Raw genomic sequence first — 25,618 nt, forward strand, 5'->3', positions numbered from 1 at the left:
CAACTAATGCGTACCTCGCACAGCCCGTTCACAGCAACCGCATCTCCCGTTCACCATCAATGAACGGCATCACGATTGCCGGAACTTTGCAGACAGCGCCTAGGTCAAGCGAGCTTGAACGGGAGCTCGCGCGGCACTTTGCCGGTGAGTTGCGCAATCGCGTTCGCAAACGCAGGCGCCAGCGGCGGCACGCCCGGCTCACCCATGCCGGTGGGGGCGTCGGCACTCGGCACGATGTGCACGGCGATCTCGGGCATGTCGGTCAGGCGCGGGACGACGTAGTCGCCGAAGTTGCTCTGCTCGACCTGGCCGTCCTTGAAGGTGATGGCCGCGCCGGGAATGCACATGCCAAGACCCATCAGCGCCCCACCCTGCACCTGCGCTTCCACGCCGCGCGGGTTGACGGCGAGATTGCAATGCACGCCTGCGGTCACTTTGTGCAGCTTGGGGCTGCCGTCCTTCACCGAAGCCTCGACGATGTAGGCGACGATGGAGTCGAACGATTCATGCACCGCCACGCCCCATGCGCGACCGGCTTCGAGTTGGCGCTTGCCGTAGCCCGATTTCTCGACCGCCAGTTGCAGCGCGGCCTTGTGGCGCGGGTGCTTGTCGCCAAACTGGCGCAGGCGGAAATCGACCGGATCCTGCTTGGAGGCCCGGGCGATCTCGTCGATCAGCGTCTCCATCACATAGGCCGTGTGGGTGGAGCCCACGCTGCGCCACCAGAGCACCGGCGCGTTGAGCACCGGGTGATGCGCCGACAGCCGCATCGGCAGATCGTAAGGTGCCTTCATGCCTTCGACCGTGGTGGTGTCCACGCCTTCCTTGACCATGAAGCCCTCAAACGCCGTGCCTTTGGCGAGCGACTGGCCGACGATGACATGATCCCACGCGACGACCTGACCCTTCTCGTCGAGCCCGATCTCGGCGCGGTGCACATGCATCGGTCGGTAATAGCCACCCTTCACATCGTCCTCGCGGCTCCAGATCAGGCGCACCGGCGCGTCGATACCTGCAGCGCGCGTGGCCATGGCGATATGGCAGGCCTCGGCCACGTAGTCGCTCGATGGCGTGGCACGGCGGCCGAAACCGCCACCAGCCATCTGCACGTTGACCCGCACGTTCTGCGGCTGCAAGCCGAGCACGCGCGCGGCCGTTGCCACCTCCCAGCCCGGCGCCTGCGTGCCCAGCCACAGCTCGGCCTTGGCGTTGGCACCTGTGCCGGTGATGCGCACGGTGCAGTTCAGCGGCTCCATCGGCGTGTGGGCGAGATACGGGAACACATATTCGGCGCTGATCTTCTGCGCTGCGCCACTGAGCTTAGAGACATCGGCATCGAACTTGATCGCGCCAGTCTTCTTCGCCAGCTCGCGATACTGCGCGAGCTGCTGGGTCGAATCCACCTTGCCGACGGACGCGCTGTCCCACTCCACCTTGAGCGCATCGCGCCCCTGCTTGGCCGCCCAGTAGCTGTTGGCCACGACGGCAACCACCTCACCACCCAGCACGCTGGGCACGCGCAGCACCGCGCGTACGCCCTTGATGGCCTTGGCCGCACCGTCATCCACCGACAAAACCTTGCTGCCATAAACCGGCGGGTGCAGCACCACGGCGGTGAGCATGCCGGGTAGGTGCGTGTCGATGCCGTAGGACTGGTTGCCGCTCGACTTGGCGCGCGCATCGATACGGCCCGTGGCCTTGCCGATGATGCGGAAGTCCCTGGCATCCTTGAGCACCACCTGCTGCGGCACGGGCAGCGCCATCGCCGCATCGGTCAGCTCACCGTAGCCGAGCTTCTTGCCACGCGGGCCAATTACCTGGCCGGCCTGCGTGCGCAGCGATTGCGCGTCCACGCCCCAGCGCTTGGCGGCGGCTGCCACCAGCATGGCGCGGGTGCGGGCACCCAGCTCGCGGTATTGCGTGTACGAATTCTTGATCGAACCCGAACCGCCCGTGAGGTGAAATCCCATGACCGGATCGACATACGCGGGATCGGCATTGCCATGCACGCTGCGCACCTTGGACCAGTCGGCGTCCAGCTCCTCGGCCAGCACCATGGGCAGGCCGGTCTGCACGCCCTGCCCGAAATCGAGCCGGTTGATGGTGACGGTGACGATGCCGTCGCGATCGATCCTCACGAACGCGGCGGGTTGCTGAGTCGGCTTGAGCGAGCTTGCAGCGACGGGTGCATCGCCCTCTGCCTTGGCAAGCGCCGCCATCGGGAACGCGCCCAGCGCAAAGCCCGAGGCCGTGGCGAGCTTGAGAAAGCTGCGGCGCTCAATGCCCGCACCTGTTGCTGTTTGATCGTTGGTGCTGGCATCAACGGCCAGCGAACGCAGGCCCTGCGGCATGTCGGCAAGAACGTGTTGGGGAATGTGCATGGTGGGTCTCCGTCCGTTCAGGCCAATGTCTTCGCAGCGTCGTGGATCGCTGCGCGGATGCGCACGTAGGTGCCGCAGCGGCAGATGTTGCCCGCCATCGCGGCGTCGATGTCCGAATCGCTCGGCGCGCGGTTGTTCTTGAGCAGTGCGGTCGCACTCATGATCTGGCCGCTCTGGCAGTAGCCGCACTGCGCCACGTCGTTGCGCACCCAGGCATCCTCGACCGCCTTGCCCACCTTGTCGGCGGCCTGCGCCTCGATGGTGGTGATCTTCTGCCCCTCGGCCGCCGAGACCGGCGTGATGCACGAGCGGATGGCCTGGCCGTTCAGATGCACGGTGCACGCGCCGCACAGCGCCATGCCGCAGCCGAACTTGGTGCCGGTCATGCCGAGCGAGTCGCGCAGCGTCCAGAGAATGGGAGTCGCGGGATCGACATCGACCGATGTCGGCTTGCCATTGAGAGTGAATTTGACGGTCATTGGAGCGGTTCAATCGTGGTGGGTGTTGTTCTTCGGCCTGCGCATGCAGAGCATGGACCGCAAGCAGTGTGCAACAGCCCAAGTCAAAGAAAAAGCCACGCAATCTATCTAAGTTATTAAGTTTTGCTTAACAATCTCCGCCATGAAGCCCGAAATCCTCGCCTCACTGGCCGCCTTCGAGCAGGTGGCGCAACACCGCAGCTTGACCTACGCGGCGCACGCGCTTGGCGTCACTCCCGCCGCGCTGTCGCAGACGATCAAGAAGCTGGAGACGCGCCTCAAGGTGCGCTTGTTCGACCGCACCACCCGCAGCGTGAACCTCACCGAAGCGGGCCGCGACTATCTGGAACGCGTGACACCCGCCCTCGCCCATCTGCGCGAGGCGACCGAAGACCTGCAGTTCAGCGCCGGGGTCGAGGGCGGCACGCTGCGCCTGACCATTTCCCACCCCGCCGGCCGCGTGCTGGTCGAACCAATGCTCGCTGAGTTCTTCGCGCTGCATCCGCACATCCATCTTGAACTGGTCTACGACGATGGCTTCGTCGACATCGTGCGCGACGGTTTCGACCTCGGTATCCGCAACGGTGAATCGCTCGAGGGCGACATGGTGGCCGTGCCGCTCACGAAAGAAATGGTCATGATCTGTGCCGCCTCGCCCGCCTACCTCAAGGCCCACGGAACCCCGCAGCACCCCGACGAACTAGCGCAGCACCAGTGCATCAACTACCGCATGCGCAGCAGCGGCGGGATCTACAAATGGGAGTTCGTCATCGACGGCAAGCTCACCGAACGCGCAGTGCACGGCCCGCTCACCGTCAACCACTGGGACACGGCACTGCAGGCGGCCCAGGGCAGTGTAGGCCTGCTCATCGGCTGGCGCGACTCACTACAGGCCGCGCTCGAAAGTGGCGAACTCGTGGAGGTGCTGACGCCGTACCGCTCAAGCTTTCCGGGCTTCTACGCCTACTACTCGCACCGCACGCATCTGCCGATGAAGACGCGGGTGTTTCTGGATTTTCTGATGCGGCGCGTGCCGGGCAGCATCTAAGAACGTGTTGGCTCGCTCAGCGCATATCGATGCGCGAAATTCTTTGTTGTTCATCGCAGGGCGCACTTCTAGCATCGGCTGATTCATTCATCCAACAGCCTGACCCCCAAGGAGAAAACAGCATGAACGCGATCACACAGCAACAGCACCTTCTGCAGGCCGACGCAGCCACCGCAACGCAGCCCGCGCAGCTCACCATCCAGCCACTGTCTGGACGCATCGGAGCCGTCGTGCACGGTGTCAAGATCTCGGGTGATCTGCCCGCTGCACTGTTCGATCAGATTCAGGCCGCGCTGCTCAAGCACCGCGTGCTGTTCTTTCGCAGTCAGACGCATCTGGACGACGGTTCGCATCAGGCCTTCGGCAAACTGTTCGGCGCGCTGGAGGCCCACCCCACCGTGCCCGCGCCGGATGGCACGGCGTTTCTCGAACTCAACTCGCAGCACGGTGGCCGCGCCGATTCCTGGCACACCGACGTGACCTTCAAGGCCGCATTTCCCAAGGTCTGCGTGCTGCGCGCGGTGACGCTGCCAAGCCATGGCGGCGACACGGTCTGGGCCAACACGGTCGCGGCCTACGACAGCCTGCCCGAACCGCTCAAGCAGCTCGCCGAACAGCTCTGGGCCGTGCACGGCAACGACTACGACTACGCCGAGAGCTTCCGTACCAACCCCGCGAGCAACGCCGAAACCGAAGGCCGCGCCAGCTACCGCAAGGTCTTCACCAGCCGCACCATTGAGGCCGAGCAGCCGCTCGTTCACGTGCATCCCGAGACTGGCGAAAAGGCCTTGCTGCTGGGCCATTTCGCCAAGCGCTTCAAGGGCTTGCGCACCAGTGAATCCAACGCGTTGCTGCAGCTCTTCAACGAGCGCATCACGCGTCTGGAAAACACCGTGCGCTGGACATGGGCTGAGGGCGATGTCGCTGTCTGGGATAACCGAGCCACCCAGCACTACGCCATCAACGACTACGGCGACGCCCACCGCGTGGTGCGCCGCGTGACGGTCACCGGCGAGGTTGCCACCGCCGTTGATGGCCGCCAGAGCGTCGATCTGAGCGAAACCGTTCATTGATTTCGGGGCCATCGCGGCCCCTTCATTTTTATAAACCTGCAGACTGATCCATCGCGTGCGACAGCGCATGCGAGGCCCCACTTTTGCCTGAATTTCCGTCATGACCCGAACCACTTATCTCTATGAAAACGGCGTGCTCGTCCCGCGCCGCAAGCTGCTGACCTCCGCCCTTGCTGCAGGCGCCGGTGCGCTGCTCGGCTTTCCCGCAATCGCCACGAGCAACAAGTCGCTCAAAGGCGTGACGCTCAACACCTCGCTCTACAGCTCGCCCTACTCCAAGCTGCTGCGCCCCTGGATTGCGGAGTTCGAAGAAGCGACTGGCGCCAAGGTCAACTTCGACACGCCGGGATTCCCCGTCTACAACCAGCGCGCGGATCTGGAGCTGTCCACCAAGGGGTCGGCGTTCGATGCGGTCAATGTGACCTTCATCTACTCGAGCCGCTGGATCAACTCAGGCTGGCTCACGCCGCTCGACGAATACATCGCCGATGCGAACAAGACGCCAGCCAACTACGACGTCAAGGACTTTCTGGAGGGCACGCTCGCGCCCGAACGCGGCACCGACGGCAAGCTCTACGGCATTCCATGGCAAGCCGAAGTGACGATTGCCGCCGCCTCGCGCTTCGATGCGCTCAAGCAGGCCGGCTTCGCGTTTCCGCAGACCACGCAGGAACTCGAACAGGTATCGAAGGCGCTCAATCGCAAGGAAGGCGCAGCGGGTTTCGTCACCGACAACCACTATGGCTGGACCTTCGTACCCTTCTTGCACGCCTTCGGCGGCGACGTGTTCCGCAAGGCGCCCAACGATCTCTACCCCACGCTCGACACGCCCGAGGCGATTGCCGCAGCCGACTATTTCGCGCGGCTGCTGCGCGATTGCGGGCCGGACGGCGTGGTGTCGTACAACCCCGATCAGGCGCTGCAGTCCATCAAATCTGGCCGCAGCCATCTGAGCGTTCAGGGCCAGATCAACCTGTCGCAACTCGCGGACAAGAGCAGCAGCAAAGTCGCCAACACCGCCGCGTGGGGACTGGTTCCCAAGGGCCCGGCGGGCCGCTTTCCCGGCACCGCCATCCACGGCTGGGGAATTCCGGTGGGAAGCAAGAACAAAGACGCCGCCTGGCAATTCATCCGCTGGGCGACTTCAAAGGAAATTCTGCAGCGCGCCGTCGCGGCAGGCTACGCGTCGCCAACACGTCGCTCCGACATCGACTCCGCCTCCTACCGTGATCGCCAGCGCGCCAATGGCTTCGACATCGCAGCGCTCACCATCGACTCGATTGCGCTGTCTGCAAAGCAAGGACATATGAAGTACCGCACAGTCGCCGCCTATCCCCAAGTGGACCAGCAACTGAACAAGGCCATCGAACTCATCGTCACCAACCAGCGCACGCCCGAGCAGGCCATGAAGCAGGCACAGGCCGCTTCGATTGCCGAGCTGCGGCGCGCGGGCGTCACCATCTGACGGAGGAAGAGCACCATGCCGCCAGCCGCCTTGGCCGCAGCCGCCACGCTGCCTACCTCTCTCCACGAGCAATCGCCCAACCCGATTCACCCGCGGAAGTCGGCCGCTCAGCCGACCACGCAACCATGGCAAAAAGAAAGCGCGCGCTCCTACGGCCTGGGTCTCGCGCCCGCACTCGTGGTGCTGGGCAGCATCACGCTGCTGCCGCTGCTCACGCTGATCACCGTGAGCCTCACGCCGCTGAGCCTGACCAATCCCGAGGGCACGTTCCACTTCAATCAGCCGCTGGGCAACTACGCCCAGTTGCTGGAGGACGAGCGCTTTCTGCACTCGCTGTGGGTGCAGTTCAAGCTCTCGACGGTGGGCGTGCTCCTGCAGTTGCTGATCGGCCTCGGGCTGGCGCTACTGCTCGATACCGGCAGCCGGGTCGCCTCGGGCGTTCGCACGCTGTTTCTCATTCCCATGGTGCTGCCGCCCATCGTTGTGGCGCTGATCTGGAAGATTCTCTATACCCCCGAGATCAGCCCGATGCACGCGTTGCTTGAGCACTGGGGACTGCCGGTGCGCTCGCTGATCGCCAACCCCGACACAGCGCTTTGGGCCATCGTAGCGGCGGATGTGTGGCAGTGGTTTCCGTTCACCATGCTGATGGTGCTGGCCAACCTGCAGATGGTGCCGCGCGACCCGCTTAACGCCGCGCGCATCGACGGCGCCAACCGCTGGCAGGTGTTTCGCTACATCGTCTTTCCGTTTCTCAAGCGCACGCTGGTGGTCTGCGCGCTGTTTCGCCTGATCGACAGCTTCAAGGCCTTTCCGCTGCTCTACGTGCTCACCAACGGCGGCCCTGGCACCGTGACCGAAGTGACCAATTTCTACGGCTTCATCCAGGCCTTCAACTTCTCGTACTGGGGCTACGGCAGCGCAATCGCGGTCGTGATGCTCGCGGGCATCTTCGTGCTCTGCGCCGTCGTGAGCCATCTGGGCCGCAATGCAGGAGCACGCCATGCACGCTGAAGTCACACTGTCCATAACACCATCACGCCCACCATTCACCCAGCGGTTCACCGGATTCGTCGCCCGCCATGCGCGCGACGCCGTCTCTGTTCTGATTCTGCTGCTGGTGCTTGCTCCATTTGCATGGCTGATCCAGATGGCGTTTCGCCCCGCCGCAGACGCGCTGGAATTGAACTTCCAGTTCACGCCCACGCTGGACGCATTCCGCGATCTCTGGCAGGACGCTTTCGCCCGGTCCTTCGGCAACAGCCTGCTGGTGAGCACACTGTCCACGGCGCTGTCGATGCTCATCGGCGTGCCCGCCGCCTACGCGCTTTCGCGCTGGACCTTCCGCCAGCGCAGCCACGTTGCGCTGTGGATTCTGTGCACCCGCATGGCCCCGCCGATTGCGTTCACCATTCCATTTTTCCTCGCCTTCCGCTGGCTCGGCATGCTGGACACGGTCTGGGCGCTGGTCGTGGTCTATCTCACGTTCAATCTCGCCATCGTCATCTGGATGATGCAAGGCTTTTTCGACGCGGCGCCCACCGCGCTCGAAGAGGCCGCGTGGCTCGACGGTTGCGGCATCTGGTCGGCGTTCTGGCACGTGACGCTGCCGCTCACCCGCCCCGGCCTCGTCGCCACCGCTGTGCTGTGCTTCATTTTCTCGTGGAGCGACTTCTTCTTCGCGCTCATCCTCACCCGCACGCAGGCGGTGACGGCGCCCGTCGCCATCGTCAACTTCCTGCAGTACGACGGCTGGGAATGGACCAAGATCGCCGCCGCCGGCACGCTGGTGATGCTGCCGGTGCTGGTCTTCACCGCGCTGGTGCGCAAGTACCTGGTACACGGGCTCACAGCAGGTGGCGTGAAGGACTGAGGCGCTTCAAACCTCCCCAAGCCAACTCGACACAACGACAAAACAACTTCAAGAAAGAACACAGGAAATGGCCTCGATCTCCATCCGCCAGGTGCACAAGCAATTTCAGGGGCAGGATGTCCTCAAGGGCATCTCGCTCGACATCCGCGACGGTGAATTCGTGGCGCTCGTCGGCCCATCGGGCTGCGGCAAATCCACGCTGCTGCGCATTCTGGCGGGCCTCGAATCCGTGAGCAGCGGCGAAATCACGCTCGGCGGCAAGCGCATCAACGACGTCCCGCCACGTGACCGCAACATCGCCATGGTGTTCCAGAACTACGCGCTCTACCCGCACCTGAGCGTGGCCGAGAATCTGGGATTTGCGCTCAAGCTGCAACGCAAAAGCCCGGCGCAGATCCGCGAGCGCGTGAACCAAGTGGCCGAGATTCTGGGCCTGTCGCCCCTGCTCGAGCGTCTGCCCGGCCAGCTCTCGGGCGGCCAGCGCCAGCGCGTGGCCATGGGGCGGGCGATCATCCGTGAGCCCGACGCCTTTCTGTTCGACGAGCCGCTCTCCAACCTCGACGCCAAACTGCGCGTGCAGATGCGCACCGAAATCAAGGCGCTGCACCAGCGCCTGCGCACCACCACCGTCTACGTCACCCACGACCAGGTCGAAGCCATGACCATGGCCGACCGCATCGTCGTCATGCGCGACGGCGTCATCGAACAGTCGGGCACGCCGCTCGAACTCTACGACCGCCCGCGCAACGCCTTCGTCGCCCAGTTCATCGGATCACCATCAATGAACCTGATCGCCGCGCGCACGCACAACACCGATTCGGGCCTGCGCCTTGTGACCGACGACGGCCTGCAACTACCGGTGCCCGAGCAATGGAGTCTGCCGCACGACAACGACATCTGGCTTGGCATCCGCCCCGAACACTTGCGCATCGCGCAGGCCAATGCCGCACACAATAGCTGGCCCGCGATCACCGAAGTGGTCGAACCCACAGGCGCGGACACCCAGATCGTCTCGCGCCTCGGCCAGCATCAGGTGATCTCGGTCGCCAATGAGCGCATTCAACTGCAACCCGGCGAGCCGCTTCATCTGCAGCCACAGGCATCGGCGCTGCACATCTTCGACCGCGAAAGCGGAAGACGGCTGAATTGACTCAAGCGCCCGTGCGCCCCGCGCCGGACCACCAGCCCTTGAGCAGGTACAGCATCGGTATCAGCATCAGCGCGGTGCAGGTCCACGCATACCAGACGCCATCCGGCAGGATGGGCGCAAGCGCGAGGCCAAGTGCCGGGTCAATGCCAGGCGCGTGCAGCACTTCCTGAACCGAGCCCAGCACCATCTGAATAGCCAGCAACGACAGCAGTAAAGCCGAACCCCGAAACGCGGCAAGCGCCCCCACGCGCACCCCGATGCGGCGCGACGCCGCGGTCAGCAACGCAGCGCACACGATGGCCAGCAGCGCGCCAATCACCGCATCCGGCGCATCACCCATGCGAGCCACCATGCGCAGAAACAGGCCTGCTTCCAATCCCTCGCGCAAAGCGGCGATCAGCGCAAACACGAACACGACAAACGGTGCCACTGCCATTCCCGCATACCGCTCGACAAAGCCCTGCACCCGCTCCTGAATTGCGCGCGCCGTCGCCAGCAGCGTGCAGGCCATCACAATCACACCGAGCGCAAGCGCCAGCGTGAGCCCCGCCGTCCAGCGCGGATCAACCGTGCCCGACAGCAACCAGCCGCACACCACGGCCGCGAGGCCCAACCCGGCCAGCGTGCCAGCCGCCACCCACGGAATCAGCCGCCCACCATGACCCGCGCGCAGCGCCGCCACCAACGCGTAGATGATCAGAATGAGCTCGGCCAGCTCACGCAAAACGACGACAAACGAATCAAACACGGGTCCCTCTGCACGCAACAATTAGAATAATGCTTCTCATTATCACAACACCGACAGCGGTCGACCCCACGCGGCGCATGAAAATTACTTCCACTTTACATACGGCATCTGGGGCCAGCGTGCGCGCGTCATGAACGAAAAAGACCTGCTGGCCATCGTCGACCGCGCCGTGGACGAGTTCAACGGCGATCTGGACGAACTCGAAAGCGCCATCGGCATGCTGATGCTGGGCCGCCACTACGGCTGGCGCGTGATGCTACTGATCCACAGCCCCAACACCATCCGCAAATACCTCAAGATCCTCGGCCTCAAAAGCCTGCGCGACGTACTGCCCGAAGTGGGCGTGCTCGCCCACCGCTCCAACGCCTGGCGCCTCGTGGACGGCACACAGAATTTCTGGAAGGTCGTGCGCGGCCAGATCAGCGGCGTGCGCAGCGCCCGGGTGAATAAAGGAACACCCCCCTGAGTCGCTTCGCGCCTTCCCCCGCTCTCGAAACGCGTTGCGTTTCGGGCAGGGGGGATCCAGCCAGCGCGGCGGGGCGGCCCTTGCGCTGCTGCACTTGTCTAGACCGCGCCCGACTCATACGCCGAGGGAACGCATAGCGTGATGGAAACCGCCCCTGTTTGATAAGTAGTACGACGAGCCACCCCTGATTGGCCGTGACCTTGTCACGCCCAGCGCCACTGTATTCCGTACATACTCGATACCAACGAATCCCGCGTCCAAGGCGTAAGCCTCGTTTCGCTCATCAGTAGCACTTGACAGTACTACTTGATTCTTCATAATCGCAATTGCGAATTGTTTTCATCTTCCAAGTGACAAACCACTCGGCAGACAAGCTCACGTTCACCCGAATCATTGCGACATGAACCGTACCGAGACATCACCAGCCCTCCCGCCAGCAGCACCCCGCTCCAACAAGACGCACCGCACGCAGGCGCGGAACAACCGCATGATGTCAGCGGACCACAAGGAGTGATGGCAATGCAGCGCAGAATCCAATCGACGCCCACCCGCAAGACCGTCCGCTTCGCCCGCATTCCACCCAACGCACAGCCCGAAGACACCACACCCGCTTCGCTGGAAAATACGGACACGGCAAGCCCACCCACCCCATCCGAAAAAATGGACCTGAGCTCCCCCGCGACGACGGTAGTGATCCAAAGCCTGCGCAACGCAGGCGTGCGCCCCACCATCCCCCGCATCGCCGTCTACCAGATCGTCGCGTCGATGGAACCCGCAGGCATAGGCGCCGAACAACTGCTGGACGCCCTACCCGCCCGAGGCTTCCCCGCCGCCATCAGCACCGTCTACCGCACGATCACCGAGCTCGAATCACTGGGCCTGCTCGTCCGCTCCCAGGACTCGGCCGGAAGGCGCGTCTACCTGACCAACGCCTGCGCGCAGTTGGGCAAGATCTATTTTCGGCAAGGGCCGAGAGGCAAGCTGAAGCCCGTGGTGGACCCAGCGTTGTATGAGCATCTCAGCCGGCTGGCGCAGCAGCAGGGGATGGATTGGCGAGGGAAGTCGTTGGTGGTGCAAGCGGGGGATTGATGGGGACAAGGGCCAACCGCTTCTACAGCTGGTTCATATACGCGCATTTGTCGCAAAATCAGCAATTGATAGCCCAAAACACGCGGTCGCTTCAGGCTGAGCGCCGTCATCAAGTTCTGGCCGGTCGATGACTGCCGGTGTCGATATCAGACATTGCGAAGCGCCCGGTCTGAAATTCCGCTCTACACCCCAAACCCGTCATTGGGCCACTGATAGGTCCAGAAGGATCTCAATGGCCGCTTTTGTCAGGGGTGAACAGTTGCTGCCGCCGACCCAATGCAGTCACTGAGAACTGGCTTTTTCGGCCATTCTCTGACGTGTGGCTTCATCAATGATGCTACGCATCAATGCGAACAGATGATTGGCGCTTGTGTGTTTCTGACCGTAGGTCAGATTGAACTCGTAGTCGAAATCAGACGGGTTGATCCCCTGATTGTGTTGAAGGATTGTTTCAAGCTTATCCAGTGCTTTGACAGCTTTTGCTTCGGGCGAAACTGCGTCCTCATACTCCTGCCACAGTGCCAGGATGTCGGCCCGCTGGGGTTCATCGAGAGAGCGAGTCAGATGCAGAAGGTCGGTCTTTTCCTGCGCGCTCTTGTCGGGATGCTGATTTTTCTCAATGGCTGGAATGTCCCCATGAATGGCTTCGCCCAAATCATGAACAATGCACATCTTGAGAATCTTAAGCATGTCCATGCCAGCAAGCTCGTCCGAGAAAGTCATAGCCATCAGGCACAGGCGCCATGTATGTTCGGCTGTGCTTTCCGCCCTGCCCGTCGAGGTGTGAGAGCTTCGAAGCACGCTCTTGAGCCTTTCGGCCTCTTGAAGAAAGGCTAGACGGCCCTTGATGTCGTCGATATTCATGCCCGATTCTATAAAGCGCCTCATAACCCAGGTTGTTGCATGCCGAAAGCTCGGCTGAACCGCCAGAGACGTTCAAGCAAGGCTGTGCGCGTACGACCTAGCATTTATCGTGCAAAGAGCTAAAACTAAACGCAGCTGCATCTGGTTTTAAGCGGCACATGCTGATAGTCGGCTTTTGGCCGGCAGCGTCATTTCACGGGCTTCACCGGATAGCTGCCCTTGGCAGCCCGACTACGTGTGTCGAACGTCAGCATCTAGGCGCGACTACGTGTTCACGCTGTCGGCCAGGAGCCTCCATATGGCCTTGCTTGCAATAGGTGAAACTTGCCCTTATATTTCAATAAACGTTGAATTATAGAAATATGAAAGAAACCCAGGTAATTCGCTCCCTTGCTGCCCTCGCACAAGAGGCTCGTTTGCGAGCATTCCGTGCGCTGGTGGTCGCTGGCCCCGAAGGCCTCACTCCCAGCGCTCTGGCCGAGCAACTGGGCATTGCGGCCAACACCTTGTCGTTTCATCTCAAGGAACTGACGAATGCAGGCCTCATCACCCAAGAGCGTCAAGGGCGCAACCTGGTCTACCGAGCCTCGTTTGAGGCAATGAATAACTTGCTGGGCTATCTGACAGAGAACTGCTGCCAAGGCACTACCTGCAGCCCAGCCTCCACCACTTCCTGCCATTGCTAAAGGAGCACACGATGAAGCGCTTTCACATCCACATGCACGTCGATGATCTGGCCCAGAACGTCGCTTTCTATTCCAAGCTGTTTGGAGCTGAACCAACGCGCCTGGAGAGCGACTACGCCAAATGGATGCTGGAAGATCCACGCATCAATTTTGCGATTTCCACCCGTGGCAGCGCACTGGCCGGGCTCGATCACCTCGGTTTCCAGGTCGATGACGCCTGCGAACTGACCGCACTCAAGGCGCAGGCCGAAGCTGCAGACATGGCAATGCTCGATGAAGGTGAAACCACCTGCTGCTATGCCCGCAGCGAAAAGCACTGGATCACTGATCCGCAAGGCGTGGCGTGGGAGCACTTTCACTCGCTAGGCAACATCCCTGTGTTCAATGAGTCAGCTGCTACGGCAGGCGCTGCCTGCTGCGCTTCTACGACCGTTGCTCCAGCTGCTACATCGAGCTGCTGCGGCCCTCGCTCGACCACTGACTCCCCCAAATCTTGCTGCTAATTCATCATGACCGATTCCGCCAAACCTTTGAATGTGCTATTTCTGTGCACCCACAACTCAGCCCGAAGCATTCTTGCTGAAGCGCTACTCAACGAAATAGGGAACGGGCGTTTCAAGGCGTATTCCGCAGGAAGCAGCCCACGCGACAACCAACAGCCAAACCCTTTGGGTCTGGAGGTGCTCCAGCGTGCAGGCATTTCTGTCGCCGGGTTACGCAGCAAAAGCTGGGACGAATTCGCCGGGTCAGATGCGCCGCAAATGGACCTGGTGATTACGGTATGCGACAACGCCAAGGGCGAGATGTGCCCGGTTTGGCCAGGCCATCCGGCTACAGCCCATTGGGGATACGCAGACCCGTCTGAAGGTGAGGCTTCACAAGAAGCTAAGCGAGAGGCCTTCCGGCAGACCATGCACCTGATGCGTCGCCGTCTTGATCTGCTGGTGAACCTGCCTCCCGAAAAGCTGCAGCTGGCTGTTCTGCAGAGTGCGGCACGCGAACTCTCAGCACACTAAAGTTATGAATCAACCCTGTGATGCCGCAGCCCTGCCGGCTGGCGACTCTTCCATGAGCGGTTTTGAGCGCTATCTCACGCTCTGGGTGTTCCTCTGCATCGTTGCAGGCATTACCTTGGGTCATCTCTTTCCGGGCCTGTTCCAGGCCATTGGAGTCATGGAGATTGCCCAGGTCAATCTACCTGTAGGCCTGCTGATCTGGGTGATGATCATCCCGATGCTGGTCAAGGTTGACTTTGGTGCGCTGGGCGAGGTGCGCCACCACATGAAAGGCATCGGCGTCACCCTGTTTGTGAATTGGCTGGTCAAGCCGTTCTCAATGGCTTTGCTGGGATGGGTGTTCATCCGCCATGTATTTGCCCCCTGGCTTCCTGCCGAGCAGATCGATAGCTATATTGCAGGTTTGATCTTGCTAGCTGCAGCGCCGTGTACGGCCATGGTTTTTGTCTGGAGCCGACTCACGGGTGGCGATCCTTTGTTTACGCTTTCGCAGGTTGCACTCAATGACGCCATCATGATCGTGGCGTTTGCCCCTCTGGTGGGCCTCCTGCTGGGCTTGTCGGCCATCACTGTGCCGTGGGCAACGCTGCTGGTGTCGGTACTGCTCTACATCGTAGTGCCGGTGATTCTTGCGCAGTGGTTCCGCCGCAAGCTGCTGTCCAAGGGGCAGGCATCGTTTGATCGCGTGCTGGGACTGATTGGCCCATGGTCGATGCTGGCTTTGCTGGCAACCTTGGTGCTGCTGTTTGCTTTCCAAGGCAACGCCATCTTGCAGCAGCCGCTAGTGATCGCGCTGCTGGCTGTGCCGATTCTGATTCAGGTGTTTTTCAACTCGGCGCTGGCTTACTGGCTCAATCGTGCCGTGGGTGAGAAGCACAGCGTTGCCTGTCCATCGGCTTTGATCGGAGCCTCCAATTTTTTCGAGTTAGCGGTAGCTGCCGCCATCAGCTTGTTTGGACTCCAATCGGGCGCAGCCTTGGCAACCGTGGTCGGTGTCCTGATTGAGGTGCCAGTGATGTTGCTGGTTGTTCGTGTCGTGAACCGCAGCAAGAACTGGTATCAAAGGAGCTGAGTCCAACGGCTGCTCTGGGTCGGTTCAGGGGCCTGAGTTCGCCGTCTTGAAGCACAGTCATTGGACCGGCTAAAGCGGAGTTGGCTGAGTTCCGACAATGGCGATGTCGGCAGCACCTTCAATACCGGTCATCCCGGCCGCTGCGAGCCCGGTTGCCCAATGACCGCTGTGTTGCTGAGACCGTGAGTCCAGCGTGTGGCCGCGACCGCTTGAAATCGCTGCATCGCGCTCACAAGCACCTTTGGATCAAACATCCACAAGGACGGCTCCGCCTTGGTTGTCTGTCAAGCCTCATCACTCGCCCTCTCGCCCCGCCACCCCTCCACGACACATCGCCACAACGGGCACGGACGCAGGCGCCGCCCCCCCTCCCGCATCCTCCACGCAACAGTCAACGAACTTTACATACCTCTTCACCGTTACTTTACGCAACAGAAATAAATGCAACTCATTTTTATTAACAATAAGAGGTTGGTTCAACGGAAAGTGAAATGAATAAAGTCCAACAAACACGTCCACCAGCCAGTCTCTCTCAGTTGTCATGGGCCGTCGGCCTGTGTCTGACGGGTGCGGCGGTTCATGCGCAGACGGCGCCTCGCGCGCTGGATACGGTAACGGTGAAGTCTTCGGCCGAGGTGCCGGTCAAGGCCGATTCAGCCTCTTCGGCCAAGTTCACAGCGCCGCTGCTCGATACGCCGAAGACGGTGCAGATCATCAATGAAGAGGTCATCAAGCAGACTGGCGCGACCAGTTTGCAGGAGGCGCTGCGGTCGTCGCCGGGCATCACGTTCGGCAATGGCGAGGGTGGCAGTCCGTCGGGGGATCAGCCGTTCATTCGCGGCATGGATGCGCAGTCGAGCACGTTTGTCGACGGCATGCGCGACATCGCTGCGGGCACGCGCGAGGTGTTCAATCTCGAATCTGTCGAAGTGATCAAGGGCGCCGATTCGGCCTATGCGGGCCGTGGTGGCGCGGGTGGCTCGATCAATCTGGTGACCAAGAAGGCGCAGGCCAACGACTTCATTTCGGGCGATGTGGGTCTGGGTACCGACAACTACAAGCGCGCCACGGTCGATGTGAATCGGGTGGTGAGCGAAGGCGTTGCGGTGCGCCTGAATGCGATGGCGCACGACGCCGACGTGCCCGGCCGCAACGGCCCAAGCAACCAGCGCTGGGGCATTGCGCCTTCGGTGACGTTTGGCCTTGGCACGCCTACCGAGGTTTCGCTCGCGTGGCAGCATCTGCAGACCGACAACGTGCCCGATGGCGGCGTGCCTTACCTCTATTCGAACAGCGCCATGGCCAAGCTGCCGGGCGGCAGCGTGGTGCGACCGACCTACGGCGGCAACCGCGAGAACTGGTATGGACTGACGGGGCGCGACTACGAGAAGGAAAAGAGCGATCTGCTCACCGGCACCATCGAGCACAAGTTCAGCGACACCAACAAGTTCCGCAACAGCCTGCGCTACAGCCGCTCCAAGCAGGACTATGTGTGGACCCAGCCCGACGACAGCAAGGGCAACGTCGCCAAGGACCCTGGCTATGTCTGGCGCCGTGGCAATGCGCGCGTCAACGAAGTGACGACGCTGCAGAACGTGTCGGAATTCACCGGCAAGGCGCAGGCCGCTGGCGTGGATCACAGCTTCTCGCTGGGTCTTGAGTTGTCGAAGGAAAAGTCCGACGTGCGCTCGACTGCCATCCAGGACTCGACCACCACCAACTGCACTGCCGCGAGCACCTGGTGCGCGTCGCTCACCGACCCGGACAGCTCGGCCGCATGGGACTACGCCTGGTCGCTGCCCGCCGTGCCGACCAAAAACAAGATCGACACGGTCGCGCTCTACGGTTTCGACACGATGAAGTTCAATGACCAGTGGTCTCTCAACGCCGGGCTGCGTGTCGATCACTACAAGGTCAGCTCGACCTCGTCCACCTACGACATCAGCCGCAGCGACACGCTCGCCAACTACCAGCTCGGCGTGGTCTACAAGCCCGCGCCCAATGGCAGCATCTACGCGAGCATCGGCACCTCGTCGCGCCCCGGTGGATCGTCGCTCGGCAACGGCACGGAAGACCTGACCATCACCACCGATGCGCTTGCCGACCTCAAGCCCGAGAAGACGCGTGCCATCGAACTGGGCACCAAGTGGGACGTGCTCGACAAGCGCCTGGCGCTGACCGCCGCCCTCTTCCGCAATGACGTCACCAACGTCCGCATCACCGAAAACGGCGTCACCTACATGGGCGGCAACAAGGTGGTCAACGGCGTCGAACTGGGCTTCTCGGGCAACGTGATGCCCGGCCTCAGCGTGTTTGGCGGCTACACCTTCATGGACAGCGAACAGAAGGACATGGGCGTAGGCAATGTCGCCAACGGCCTGCCATTCATCAATACGCCCAAGCACAGCGCCAGCATCTGGACCACCTACAAACCCATGCAGAAGCTGACGTTGGGCCTCGGCATTTACGCGCAAAGCAGCGTGAATCAGGGTTACGCGGTTTCCACAGCGGACGGCGGCATCGTCACCAAGGGGGCGGCGGGCTATGCGCGCTTTGACGCCATGGTGTCCTACCAGATCGACCACAACCTGACCCTGCAGCTGAACGCCTACAACCTCGGCGACAAGGTCTACTACAGCGGCGTGCGCTCGCCGCACTATGCCACCATCGCCGCCGGCCGCTCGGCCGTGGCTTCGCTGAAGTTCACCTACTGATGCAAGTTTGACGACGCAAACCACAAGAGCGCGTCGTCATCCCCTCGCTGCCGCCCGTTCGCGACGAGGGGATTCACACAAACAAAAGTTCATCACCGATATGCAGGAATCCCCGCATTCAGGAGCGGGCCTACGAAGCACGCAGGGCGTTTGAACAAGCACCGCAACGACGCGATATGCCCCATTTCGCCGCCTCCAAACGATTGACCAATCGCTGCCAAAGGCAGTGTCGTGGATTCTGCAAAGAATCAAAGAAAGTCATCACACCATGATGCTTCGCATTCCCGCTCTCTTGTCTCCCGACGAGGTAAGGCTATGCCGCAAGGCGCTCGAAGAAGCCCAGTGGCAGGACGGCCGCACCACGGCCGGAAGTCTCGCCATTCAGGTCAAAGCCAATCTGCAACTGCCGGTAGACAGCCCGGTCGCGCAGAGCATAGGCAACCGCATTCTCGACCGGCTGGGGCAGAACCCGCTGTTCATGTCTGCCGCCCTGCCCCTCAAGGTGCTGCCGCCGCGCTTCAACCGCTATGAGGGCGGCGGCACCTACGGCAATCACATCGACAACGCCTTCTTCAACATCCCGGGCACGCCGATCAAGGTGCGCACCGACGTATCAACCACGCTGTTTCTCAGCGATCCCGATGAGTACGAAGGCGGCGAGTTGATCGTCGAAGACACCTTCGGCCACCAGAGCGTGAAGCTGCCTGCGGGCGACGCCATCGTCTACCCCGGCACCAGCCTGCACCGCGTGAACCCGGTGACTCGCGGCACACGCTACGGCAGCTTTTTCTGGACACACAGCCTCGTCGCCTCCGATGAAAAGCGCCGCGTGCTGTTCGACCTGGACCAGCAGATCCAGTCGCTTACCCAGCGCCACCCCGGCGACGCCAGCCTCGCGCCGCTGTCGGGCACTTATCACAACCTGCTGCGCATGTGGGCGCAGGCCTGAGCGGAGGGAGCGTTGATGCAACAAGCCTTCACACAAGACAACACATCCACCCCGAAATCACTGCTGGAGCAACCCTTCAGCCATGTTCTGAACGAAGCCAATCTGCGCCCCACCCTCTCGCGCATTCAGGTGCTGCGGCTGTTCATCGCCAATCCCATCCATTCGATGAACATCGTCGAGGTCTACACTGCCTTGCTGCACGCGGGTATCCGCATCAGCATGGCGACGGTGCAGCGCACACTCAGCCAGCTGGAGCTGGGCGGCATTCTTCTCAGAAACGCGAGCAGCGGAAAATCATCATTCAGCCTTTGCAAGCGCTGAATGGGCCTCACACTTCAGTCAGCGATCCAGAAGGATTTTTGCAAGGTGGTATCGGCCGCGAACGCGCGCAGCTTGTCTTCCAGCCGCGCCCAACCCATCTGTTCGGCTTGGAACATCGGCCCGCCCTGCGCGCGCGGAAAGCCGTAGCCGTTGACGTAGACCGCGTCGATGTCGCTCATGCGCTGTGCGATGCCTTCATCGAGCAGGCGCTTGCCCTCGGCGGCGAGCGCGAGCACGCAACGTTCCACGATTTCCTCGTCGCTGATGCTGCGGGCATGGTAGCCACGGTCGGCGCGCCATTGGTCGATCATCGTGCGCACCCGCAGATCGGACGTGGCTGCGCGCGACCCTGATTCGTAGCGATACCAGCCAGCACCTGTTTTCTGCCCGTAGCGTCCTGCCTCGCATAGACGATCCGCAAACACCGAATAGTCGGTGCCGGGGTTCTCTTGGGCGCGGCGTTTGCGGCCCGCCCAGCTGAGTTCAAGCCCGGCCAGATCACCGACTTTGAAAATACCCATGGCAAAGCCGAAGCGCTCGAGCGCCGCGTCGATCTGCTCTGGCGCTGCGCCCATGTTGACCAGGTCGTTCGCGGCTGCGTTGTACTTGGCGTACATGCGATTGCCGATGAAGCCGTCGCACACGCCCGCAAGCACCGGCAGCTTGCCCAGCGCCTTCACGAGCGCAAAGCTGCGCGCGAGCGTGGCATCGCTCGTCACGTCGCAGCGCACCACCTCCACCAACCTCATAATGTTGGCGGGACTGAAAAAATGCAGACCCACAAAGCGCGCACGGTAGCTGACGCTCGCGGCCAGCAGGTTGGCGTTCAGCGCCGAGGTGTTGGTGGCGATGATCGCGTCGGCACGCACATGGGCCGCGATGTCGGCGAGCACCGCCTCCTTCACCGCATAGTCCTCAAACACCGCCTCGATCACCAGATCGGCATCAGCCAACGAATCCATCCGCGTCGAGGTGACGAGCCCCATCTGCCGCTCCTCAGCGTCGGCCTCGCTCACCCGTCCCTTCTGCACCTGCCCCGCAAAGTAGGTGGCAATGTAGGCACGCCCGCGCAGCAGCACCTCCTCGGACCGATCCACCACGCTCGCGACGCGGCCACTGTTGAGCACGGAGATTGCGATGCCCAGACCCATGGTGCCCGCGCCGATGATGCCGACATGCCGCAGATCTTCGGCCGTGGCCTCGTCGATTCCATCGAGCACGGCGGCGCGCTTCTCTGCCTCCAGCACATGGCTTGCGGCCTTGGCTGCGTAGCTTTCTTCCGTTGTCGTCATCGTCAATTTCTCCGTCGTTGAATGCGCAGCAGATTCAGAGCTTGCTGAGCAGCTCAGGCACAGCCACGAACAGATCGGCCACCAAGCCGTAATCCGCCACCGAGAAGATCGGCGCTTCTTCGTCCTTGTTGATCGCAACGATCACCTTGGAATCCTTCATGCCGGCCAGATGCTGGATCGCGCCGGAGATACCGGCTGCGATGTACAACTGAGGCGCAACGATCTTGCCCGTCTGGCCGACTTGCAGATCGTTGGGTGCGTAGCCTGCGTCCACCGCTGCGCGGCTTGCGCCGATGGCTGCGTTCAGCTTGTCGGCCAGCGGCGTCATCACTTCGGTGAACTTCTCGGCCGAGCCCAGCGCGCGACCACCGGAGACGATGATCTTGGCTGCTGTCAGCTCGGGACGGTCGTTCTTGGTGACTTCGCGGCCCACGAAGGCGCTCTTGCCGGAATCGGCCACTGCGGCAACCGTTTCAACGGTAGCGGAACCACCCGTTGTTGGCGCTGCATCAAAGCCTGTTCCGCGAACGGTGATGACCTTGGTGCCGTCCACAGACTGCACGGTGGCAATCGCGTTACCCGCGTAGATCGGGCGCTCGAAGGTGTCAGCCGAAACCACCTTGGTGATGTCGCTGATCTGTGCCACGTCCAGCTTGGCAGCAACGCGCGGAGCCACGTTCTTGCCTGCGGCTGTGGCGGGGAACAAGATGTGGCTGTAGTTCGACGCGATGGCCAGAACTTGGGCAGCAACGTTCTCGGCCAGGCCATTCTTCAGGCTTACGCCTTCAGCCAGAATCACCTTGGAAACGCCAGCGATCTGGGCTGCGGCTTGGGCTGCAGCGGCTGCGCCTTCACCAGCGACGAGCACATGAACATCAGCGTCGCAGGCCTTGGCGGCGGTAACGGCGTTCAGCGTGGCGCTCTTGATCGAAGCGTTGTCGTGTTCTGCAATAACGAGTGCGGTCATTTCAGTTGTCTCCTTTTCAGATCACTTTGGCTTCGTTCTTGAGCTTGTCGACCAGCGCTGCCACATCAGGCACCTTCACGCCAGCGCCACGCTTGGCGGGCTCGGAGACCTTCACGGTCTTCAGACGCGGGGTCACATCAACGCCCAGGTCTTCAGGCTTGAACGTGTCCAGCTGCTTCTTCTTGGCCTTCATGATGTTCGGCAGAGTCACATAACGTGGCTCGTTCAAACGCAGGTCGGTGGTGATGACGGCAGGGATGTTCAGGCTCAGGGTTTCCAGGCCACCGTCCACTTCACGCGTGACCGAGACCTTGTCGCCAGCGACTTCGACCTTTGAGGCGTTGGTGGCTTGGGGCAGATCGGCCAGCGCAGCCAGCATCTGGCCGGTCTGGTTGGAGTCGTCGTCGATGGCTTGCTTGCCGAGGATGATCAAACCGGGCTGTTCCTTGGCGATCAGCGCGTTCAGCAGCTTGGCGACGGCCAGAGGTTGGAGCTCTTGCGTTGTCTCGACCAAGATGCCGCGATCCGCGCCGATGGCCATCGCGGTGCGCAGGGTTTCCTGGCACTGCGTGACGCCGCAGGACACCGCGATCACTTCCGTGACCACGCCCTTTTCCTTCAGGCGAACGGCTTCTTCGACGGCGATCTCGTCAAACGGGTTCATCGACATCTTCACGTTCGCAATGTCCACACCCGTGCCGTCCGATTTGACTCGAACCTTCACGTTGTAGTCCACCACGCGTTTGACAGGGACAAGTACTTTCATATGCGTTCCTCTACTTCAACTTGGATCATTCATTCAACCTGCGTGCGACCCGCTCACAGCACGCCGCTGGCGGCAAGGGTCTTCAACTGGTCAGCGTTCATCCCCAGCACCTCGGCCAGCACTTCCTGCGTGTGCCCGCCGAGCGTGGGCGGCGCGAAGCGCACCGGCAAGCGCTCGCCATCCACCCGCAGCGGCGGCGCAAACACATGCACCTCGCCCGCCTTGGGATGCGGCAGCGTCTTGAGCAGCCCGGCCTTTGCTACCCGCTCGGAGCGGATCGCCTCCAGAATGCCCAGCACTTCCCCGCAGGGAATGCCATGCGCGGCCATGCGCTCAAGCAGCCAGGCCTTGGGATGTCGACGGATTTCCTCCATCAGCATCGGCAGCAACACGAGCCGGTTTTCGCGGCGCAGCAGGTTGGTGCAAAAGCGCGGGTCGTCAACCAGATCGTGGCGCTCGAGCACCTTGCGGCAGAAATTTTCGTACTGCGCGTTGTTGCCCACCGTGATGATCAGCTTGCCATCCGCCGCATCGAACACGCCATAAGGCACGATGGAGGGATGGGCGTTGCCATATTTCTCGGGCTCGTGGCCCAGCTGCAGGGCCTCCAATCCGTAGTAGGCACTCACAAGAAGCCCGCAGTCGAACAGCGCGACATCAAGCTTGCGCGGCTGCCCATCGATCTGGCGTTTGAACAGTGCACCCAGAATCAGCTGCGCCGTGTACATGCCGGTGAACATGTCGACCACCGCGACACCGAACTTGAGCGGCGGCGTGTCCTTTTCGCCGTTCAGCGACATCAGGCCCGATTCGCCCTGCACCACCATGTCGTAGCCGGGCCGTGCGCGCTCGGGGCCATGCTGGTCGTAGCCCGAGATATGGCAGTAGATGATTTTGGGATTGATCTTGAGGATGTCGTCGCAGGCGATGCCCAGACGCTCGGCATCGCCGCCCTTGAAGTTGTGCACCACCACATCCGATGTGGCCGCAAGCTGCAGCAAAATCTCGCGCGCTTCGGGGCGCTTCAAGTCCAGCGTGACCGAGCGCTTGTTGCGGTTCACGCTGTTGTAGTACGGCGTTTCGGTATCGCCAATCTTGATGCCCCAGTCGCGCGTGTCATCGCCGCGCAGCGGGTGTTCGATCTTGATCACGTCCGCGCCCATGTCGCCGAGCACCTGGGTGCTGAGCGGTCCGGCGAATACGCGCGTCAGGTCCAGAACGCGAATTCCTGGAAGCAATTGCATTTTGATCTCCTCGTGTGCTGGAATCAGAGCGCTTCCATTACGCGTTCCAGGCTCTGGTCGGCGTTGTCGAAATAATGGTCGAGCATCACCAGCCGCTTGGCGTAGTGCGACACGTCGAGCTCCCAGGTCATGCCGATGCCGCCGTGCAGCTGAATGCACTCCTCCGCCACCTTCTGGCCGTGGGTGCCGACGGCGTACTTGGCAGCAGCAAGGCGTATATCGCGATCGTCCGCATCGACAGTCATCGCAGTCAAAGCGAGCTGCGCTGCCGAGCGCATCTGCTCGAGCATCAGCAACACGCCCACCATGCGGTGCTGCAGCGCCTGGAACGAACCGATGGCCTTGCCGAACTGCTTGCGGATCTGCAGATAGTCGCGCGTCTTGAACATGATCTGCTCGATCAGACCCACGGCCTCGAAGCAGAGCATCAGCGTCGCATGTCGGTGCGCCTGCGCGAGTGCTGAGCCAACCATCTCGGTGCCCACCATCGCATCGGCGGGCAATATCGCATTGCTCAATACGACTGCGGAAAGCGATATGCCATCCACGCCGTGGCCCGGGCGCGCAGGTCCACACCCTCGCTCGCGATGGCATTGAACAGATAGCGCACGCCGAGTTCGTCAAGTTTCTGCTCGGTCTCCACACGCCATGCGTCCGGATCTTTGAGCGTCGCAAGCGAGGCCACACCGGCCGGATAGCCCGCGAGCACCTTGTCCACCGAATCGCCGAGCGCCCTGACATCTTCCACATCCATTTGCATGATCGTCTCCTCACAGGCCCAAGACAAACTTGGACAGAATGTTCTTCTGCACCTCGTTGGAGCCGCCGAAAATCGACAGCTTGCGATGGTTGAAGTAGTTATCGGTGGCAGTGAGCAAGGCCTCGGGGCTTTCGTCGAAGTCCGCCAGCGCGGGCGCGTGCACCGCCACAGCGCGAGAACCAGCCGCCTGACGCAGCAGCGAGAACAGCTCCTGCCGGATCTCCGTGCCAAGAATCTTGAGCACCGAGCTTTCCGGACCGGGCACGCCACCCTTTTGCGCGTTCAGCAGAATGCGCAGATTGGTCTCTTTCAGATTCGAAAGATCCATCCACACCTTCGCAAGCTTCTGGCGGAACAGCGGGTCGTCGATCAGCGGCCTGCCATTGCGAACCACCTTGGCCGCAATCGCGCGCAGCTTGTTGTAGAGCGAGATGCACAGGCCCACGCCCGCAATGCCGGTGCGCTCGTAGGTGAGCAGGTATTTGGCGCAATCCCAGCCACGGTTTTCCTCGCCGATGAGATTCTCGACGGGCACGCGCACATCGTTGAGGAACACCTCGTTGACCTCGTGTTCGCCGTTGAGCATGTAGAGCGGACGCACCTCGATGCCGGGGGTTCTCATGTCGATCAGCAGAAAGCTGATGCCTTCCTGCGGCTTGGATTCGCGGTCGGTGCGCACAAGGCAGAACATCATGTTGGCGTGCTGACCGAAGGTGGTCCAGGTCTTCTGACCGTTGACGATGTAATGTTCGCCGTTGCGCACGGCACTGGTCTTGAGCGAGGCGAGGTCCGATCCTGCGCCGGGTTCCGAATAACCTTGACACCACCAGTCCGCACCGCTGCGGATGCGCGGCAGCCAGCGCTGCTTCTGCGCGTCGGAGCCATAGCGCAGGATCACCGGTGCAAGCATGCTCACGCCGAACGGCAGAATGCGCGGTGCGTTGCCGACGGCGGTCTCGTAGTCGAACACATAGCGTTCCATCGGCGACCAGCCCGGGCCGCCCCACTCCACCGGCCAGTGGTTCACCAGCCAGCCTTCGGCGTCGAGCAGGTTGTGCCAATGCACCTGTTCGTCCTTGGTCAGGCCAAGGCCGTTGCGCGTGCGTTCTATATAGTCGGGTGGTACCCGGGTCTGCATGAATTCGCGCACCCGCGCGCCCAGCAGCTGTGCTTTGGGAGAAAGTTCGTTCATGGT

26 protein-coding genes are annotated in these 25,618 nt (G+C 61.9%); 15 read left to right on the forward strand and 11 right to left on the reverse strand.

Annotated elements, in window-relative coordinates:
- Window positions 1-104: 104 nt before the first annotated feature.
- Entirely contained in the window at window positions 105-2,381 is a 2,277-nt protein-coding gene (locus G7047_RS10965) for a xanthine dehydrogenase family protein molybdopterin-binding subunit (protein WP_166304882.1), read from the reverse strand.
- 17 nt (window positions 2,382-2,398) lie between these two features.
- Window positions 2,399-2,860 carry a (2Fe-2S)-binding protein gene (locus G7047_RS10970; RefSeq protein ID WP_166304885.1) on the reverse strand — a complete coding sequence of 154 codons (462 nt, stop codon included), beginning with the start codon at window positions 2,858-2,860 and terminating at the stop codon, window positions 2,399-2,401.
- A 142-nt stretch (window positions 2,861-3,002) separates the two neighbouring features.
- Here G7047_RS10970 and G7047_RS10975 point away from each other — a divergent pair, with 142 nt between their 5' ends.
- The 6 genes from G7047_RS10975 to G7047_RS11000 all read left to right on the forward strand — a co-directional run bounded on the left by G7047_RS10975 (window position 3,003) and on the right by G7047_RS11000 (window position 9,469).
- Window positions 3,003-3,908 carry a LysR family transcriptional regulator gene (locus G7047_RS10975; RefSeq protein WP_166304888.1) on the forward strand — a complete coding sequence of 302 codons (906 nt, stop codon included), beginning with the start codon at window positions 3,003-3,005 and terminating at the stop codon, window positions 3,906-3,908.
- Between the two features lie 122 nt (window positions 3,909-4,030).
- Window positions 4,031-4,981 carry a TauD/TfdA family dioxygenase gene (locus G7047_RS10980; RefSeq protein ID WP_166304891.1) on the forward strand — a complete coding sequence of 317 codons (951 nt, stop codon included), beginning with the start codon at window positions 4,031-4,033 and terminating at the stop codon, window positions 4,979-4,981.
- Between the two features lie 100 nt (window positions 4,982-5,081).
- Window positions 5,082-6,446, forward strand: a complete 1,365-nt coding sequence (locus G7047_RS10985; RefSeq protein WP_166304894.1) for an ABC transporter substrate-binding protein — start codon at window positions 5,082-5,084, stop codon at window positions 6,444-6,446.
- Between the two features lie 15 nt (window positions 6,447-6,461).
- Window positions 6,462-7,460, forward strand: a complete 999-nt coding sequence (locus G7047_RS10990; RefSeq protein WP_166304897.1) for a carbohydrate ABC transporter permease — start codon at window positions 6,462-6,464, stop codon at window positions 7,458-7,460.
- Window positions 7,450-8,319 carry a carbohydrate ABC transporter permease gene (locus tag G7047_RS10995; RefSeq protein ID WP_240939452.1) on the forward strand — a complete coding sequence of 290 codons (870 nt, stop codon included), beginning with the start codon at window positions 7,450-7,452 and terminating at the stop codon, window positions 8,317-8,319. The genes G7047_RS10990 and G7047_RS10995 overlap by 11 nt, the downstream gene beginning before the upstream one ends.
- A 67-nt stretch (window positions 8,320-8,386) precedes the next feature.
- Complete coding sequence (locus G7047_RS11000) at window positions 8,387-9,469, forward strand: ABC transporter ATP-binding protein (RefSeq protein ID WP_166304902.1); 1,083 nt, start codon at window positions 8,387-8,389, stop codon at window positions 9,467-9,469.
- Between the two features lies 1 nt (window position 9,470).
- Here the strand turns inward: G7047_RS11000 and G7047_RS11005 are convergent, their stop codons facing one another.
- The gene (locus G7047_RS11005) at window positions 9,471-10,217 is read right to left on the reverse strand and encodes a hypothetical protein (RefSeq protein ID WP_166304904.1); all 747 of its coding nucleotides are present in this window, start codon (window positions 10,215-10,217) and stop codon (window positions 9,471-9,473) included.
- A gap of 130 nt (window positions 10,218-10,347) precedes the next feature.
- Here G7047_RS11005 and G7047_RS11010 point away from each other — a divergent pair, with 130 nt between their 5' ends.
- Both G7047_RS11010 and G7047_RS11015 read left to right on the forward strand, forming a co-directional pair.
- Entirely contained in the window at window positions 10,348-10,683 is a 336-nt protein-coding gene (locus G7047_RS11010; protein WP_166304908.1) for a hypothetical protein, read from the forward strand.
- A gap of 519 nt (window positions 10,684-11,202) precedes the next feature.
- Window positions 11,203-11,772, forward strand: a complete 570-nt coding sequence (locus G7047_RS11015; protein ID WP_166304911.1) for a Fur family transcriptional regulator — start codon at window positions 11,203-11,205, stop codon at window positions 11,770-11,772.
- 282 nt (window positions 11,773-12,054) lie between these two features.
- On the opposite strand, the gene G7047_RS11020 is transcribed toward G7047_RS11015, so the two are convergent.
- Window positions 12,055-12,636, reverse strand: a complete 582-nt coding sequence (locus G7047_RS11020) for an HD family hydrolase (protein ID WP_166304914.1) — start codon at window positions 12,634-12,636, stop codon at window positions 12,055-12,057.
- Window positions 12,637-12,998: 362 nt separating this feature from the next.
- Between G7047_RS11020 and G7047_RS11025 the strand changes: the two genes are divergently transcribed.
- From G7047_RS11025 to G7047_RS11055, 7 genes are all read left to right on the forward strand, one after another.
- Window positions 12,999-13,322, forward strand: coding sequence for a helix-turn-helix transcriptional regulator (locus G7047_RS11025; protein WP_166304917.1), 324 nt, complete (start codon window positions 12,999-13,001; stop codon window positions 13,320-13,322).
- An 11-nt stretch (window positions 13,323-13,333) separates the two neighbouring features.
- The gene (locus G7047_RS11030; RefSeq protein ID WP_166304920.1) at window positions 13,334-13,825 is read left to right on the forward strand and encodes an ArsI/CadI family heavy metal resistance metalloenzyme; all 492 of its coding nucleotides are present in this window, start codon (window positions 13,334-13,336) and stop codon (window positions 13,823-13,825) included.
- A gap of 6 nt (window positions 13,826-13,831) precedes the next feature.
- The gene (locus G7047_RS11035; protein ID WP_166304923.1) at window positions 13,832-14,338 is read left to right on the forward strand and encodes an arsenate reductase ArsC; all 507 of its coding nucleotides are present in this window, start codon (window positions 13,832-13,834) and stop codon (window positions 14,336-14,338) included.
- A gap of 4 nt (window positions 14,339-14,342) precedes the next feature.
- On the forward strand, window positions 14,343-15,410 hold the full coding sequence (arsB, locus tag G7047_RS11040) for an ACR3 family arsenite efflux transporter (protein WP_166312009.1): 1,068 nt from the start codon (window positions 14,343-14,345) through the stop codon (window positions 15,408-15,410).
- 491 nt (window positions 15,411-15,901) lie between these two features.
- Window positions 15,902-18,124, forward strand: coding sequence for a TonB-dependent siderophore receptor (locus G7047_RS11045; RefSeq protein ID WP_166304926.1), 2,223 nt, complete (start codon window positions 15,902-15,904; stop codon window positions 18,122-18,124).
- Window positions 18,125-18,392: 268 nt separating this feature from the next.
- On the forward strand, window positions 18,393-19,073 hold the full coding sequence (locus G7047_RS11050; RefSeq protein WP_166304929.1) for a Fe2+-dependent dioxygenase: 681 nt from the start codon (window positions 18,393-18,395) through the stop codon (window positions 19,071-19,073).
- 15 nt (window positions 19,074-19,088) lie between these two features.
- Complete coding sequence (locus tag G7047_RS11055) at window positions 19,089-19,394, forward strand: transcriptional repressor (protein ID WP_166304932.1); 306 nt, start codon at window positions 19,089-19,091, stop codon at window positions 19,392-19,394.
- 14 nt (window positions 19,395-19,408) lie between these two features.
- On the opposite strand, the gene G7047_RS11060 is transcribed toward G7047_RS11055, so the two are convergent.
- From G7047_RS11060 to G7047_RS11090, 7 genes are read right to left on the reverse strand one after another with little or no spacing between them, the layout of a single operon-like run.
- Window positions 19,409-20,686 carry a 3-hydroxyacyl-CoA dehydrogenase family protein gene (locus G7047_RS11060; RefSeq protein WP_166304935.1) on the reverse strand — a complete coding sequence of 426 codons (1,278 nt, stop codon included), beginning with the start codon at window positions 20,684-20,686 and terminating at the stop codon, window positions 19,409-19,411.
- A 34-nt stretch (window positions 20,687-20,720) separates the two neighbouring features.
- Complete coding sequence (locus G7047_RS11065; protein ID WP_166304937.1) at window positions 20,721-21,653, reverse strand: electron transfer flavoprotein subunit alpha/FixB family protein; 933 nt, start codon at window positions 21,651-21,653, stop codon at window positions 20,721-20,723.
- Window positions 21,654-21,669: 16 nt separating this feature from the next.
- Window positions 21,670-22,419 (reverse strand): electron transfer flavoprotein subunit beta/FixA family protein, encoded by a 750-nt coding sequence (locus G7047_RS11070; RefSeq protein WP_166304940.1) that lies wholly within the window; start codon window positions 22,417-22,419, stop codon window positions 21,670-21,672.
- A gap of 53 nt (window positions 22,420-22,472) precedes the next feature.
- Window positions 22,473-23,663 (reverse strand): CaiB/BaiF CoA-transferase family protein, encoded by a 1,191-nt coding sequence (locus G7047_RS11075; RefSeq protein ID WP_166304943.1) that lies wholly within the window; start codon window positions 23,661-23,663, stop codon window positions 22,473-22,475.
- Window positions 23,664-23,686: 23 nt separating this feature from the next.
- Window positions 23,687-24,181, reverse strand: a complete 495-nt coding sequence (locus G7047_RS11080) for an acyl-CoA dehydrogenase family protein (protein ID WP_166304946.1) — start codon at window positions 24,179-24,181, stop codon at window positions 23,687-23,689.
- Window positions 24,178-24,423: a hypothetical protein gene (locus G7047_RS11085; RefSeq protein WP_166304949.1), complete on the reverse strand. Its 246-nt coding sequence runs from the start codon at window positions 24,421-24,423 to the stop codon at window positions 24,178-24,180. Before G7047_RS11085 ends, G7047_RS11080 begins: the two co-directional genes overlap by 4 nt.
- A 10-nt stretch (window positions 24,424-24,433) precedes the next feature.
- Window positions 24,434-25,615 (reverse strand): acyl-CoA dehydrogenase family protein, encoded by a 1,182-nt coding sequence (locus tag G7047_RS11090; protein ID WP_166304952.1) that lies wholly within the window; start codon window positions 25,613-25,615, stop codon window positions 24,434-24,436.
- Between the last annotated feature and the right edge of the window lie 3 nt (window positions 25,616-25,618).

Origin of the sequence: Diaphorobacter sp. HDW4A (genome assembly GCF_011305995.1) — a bacterium.
Lineage (GTDB): Bacteria > Pseudomonadota > Gammaproteobacteria > Burkholderiales > Burkholderiaceae_C > Diaphorobacter_A.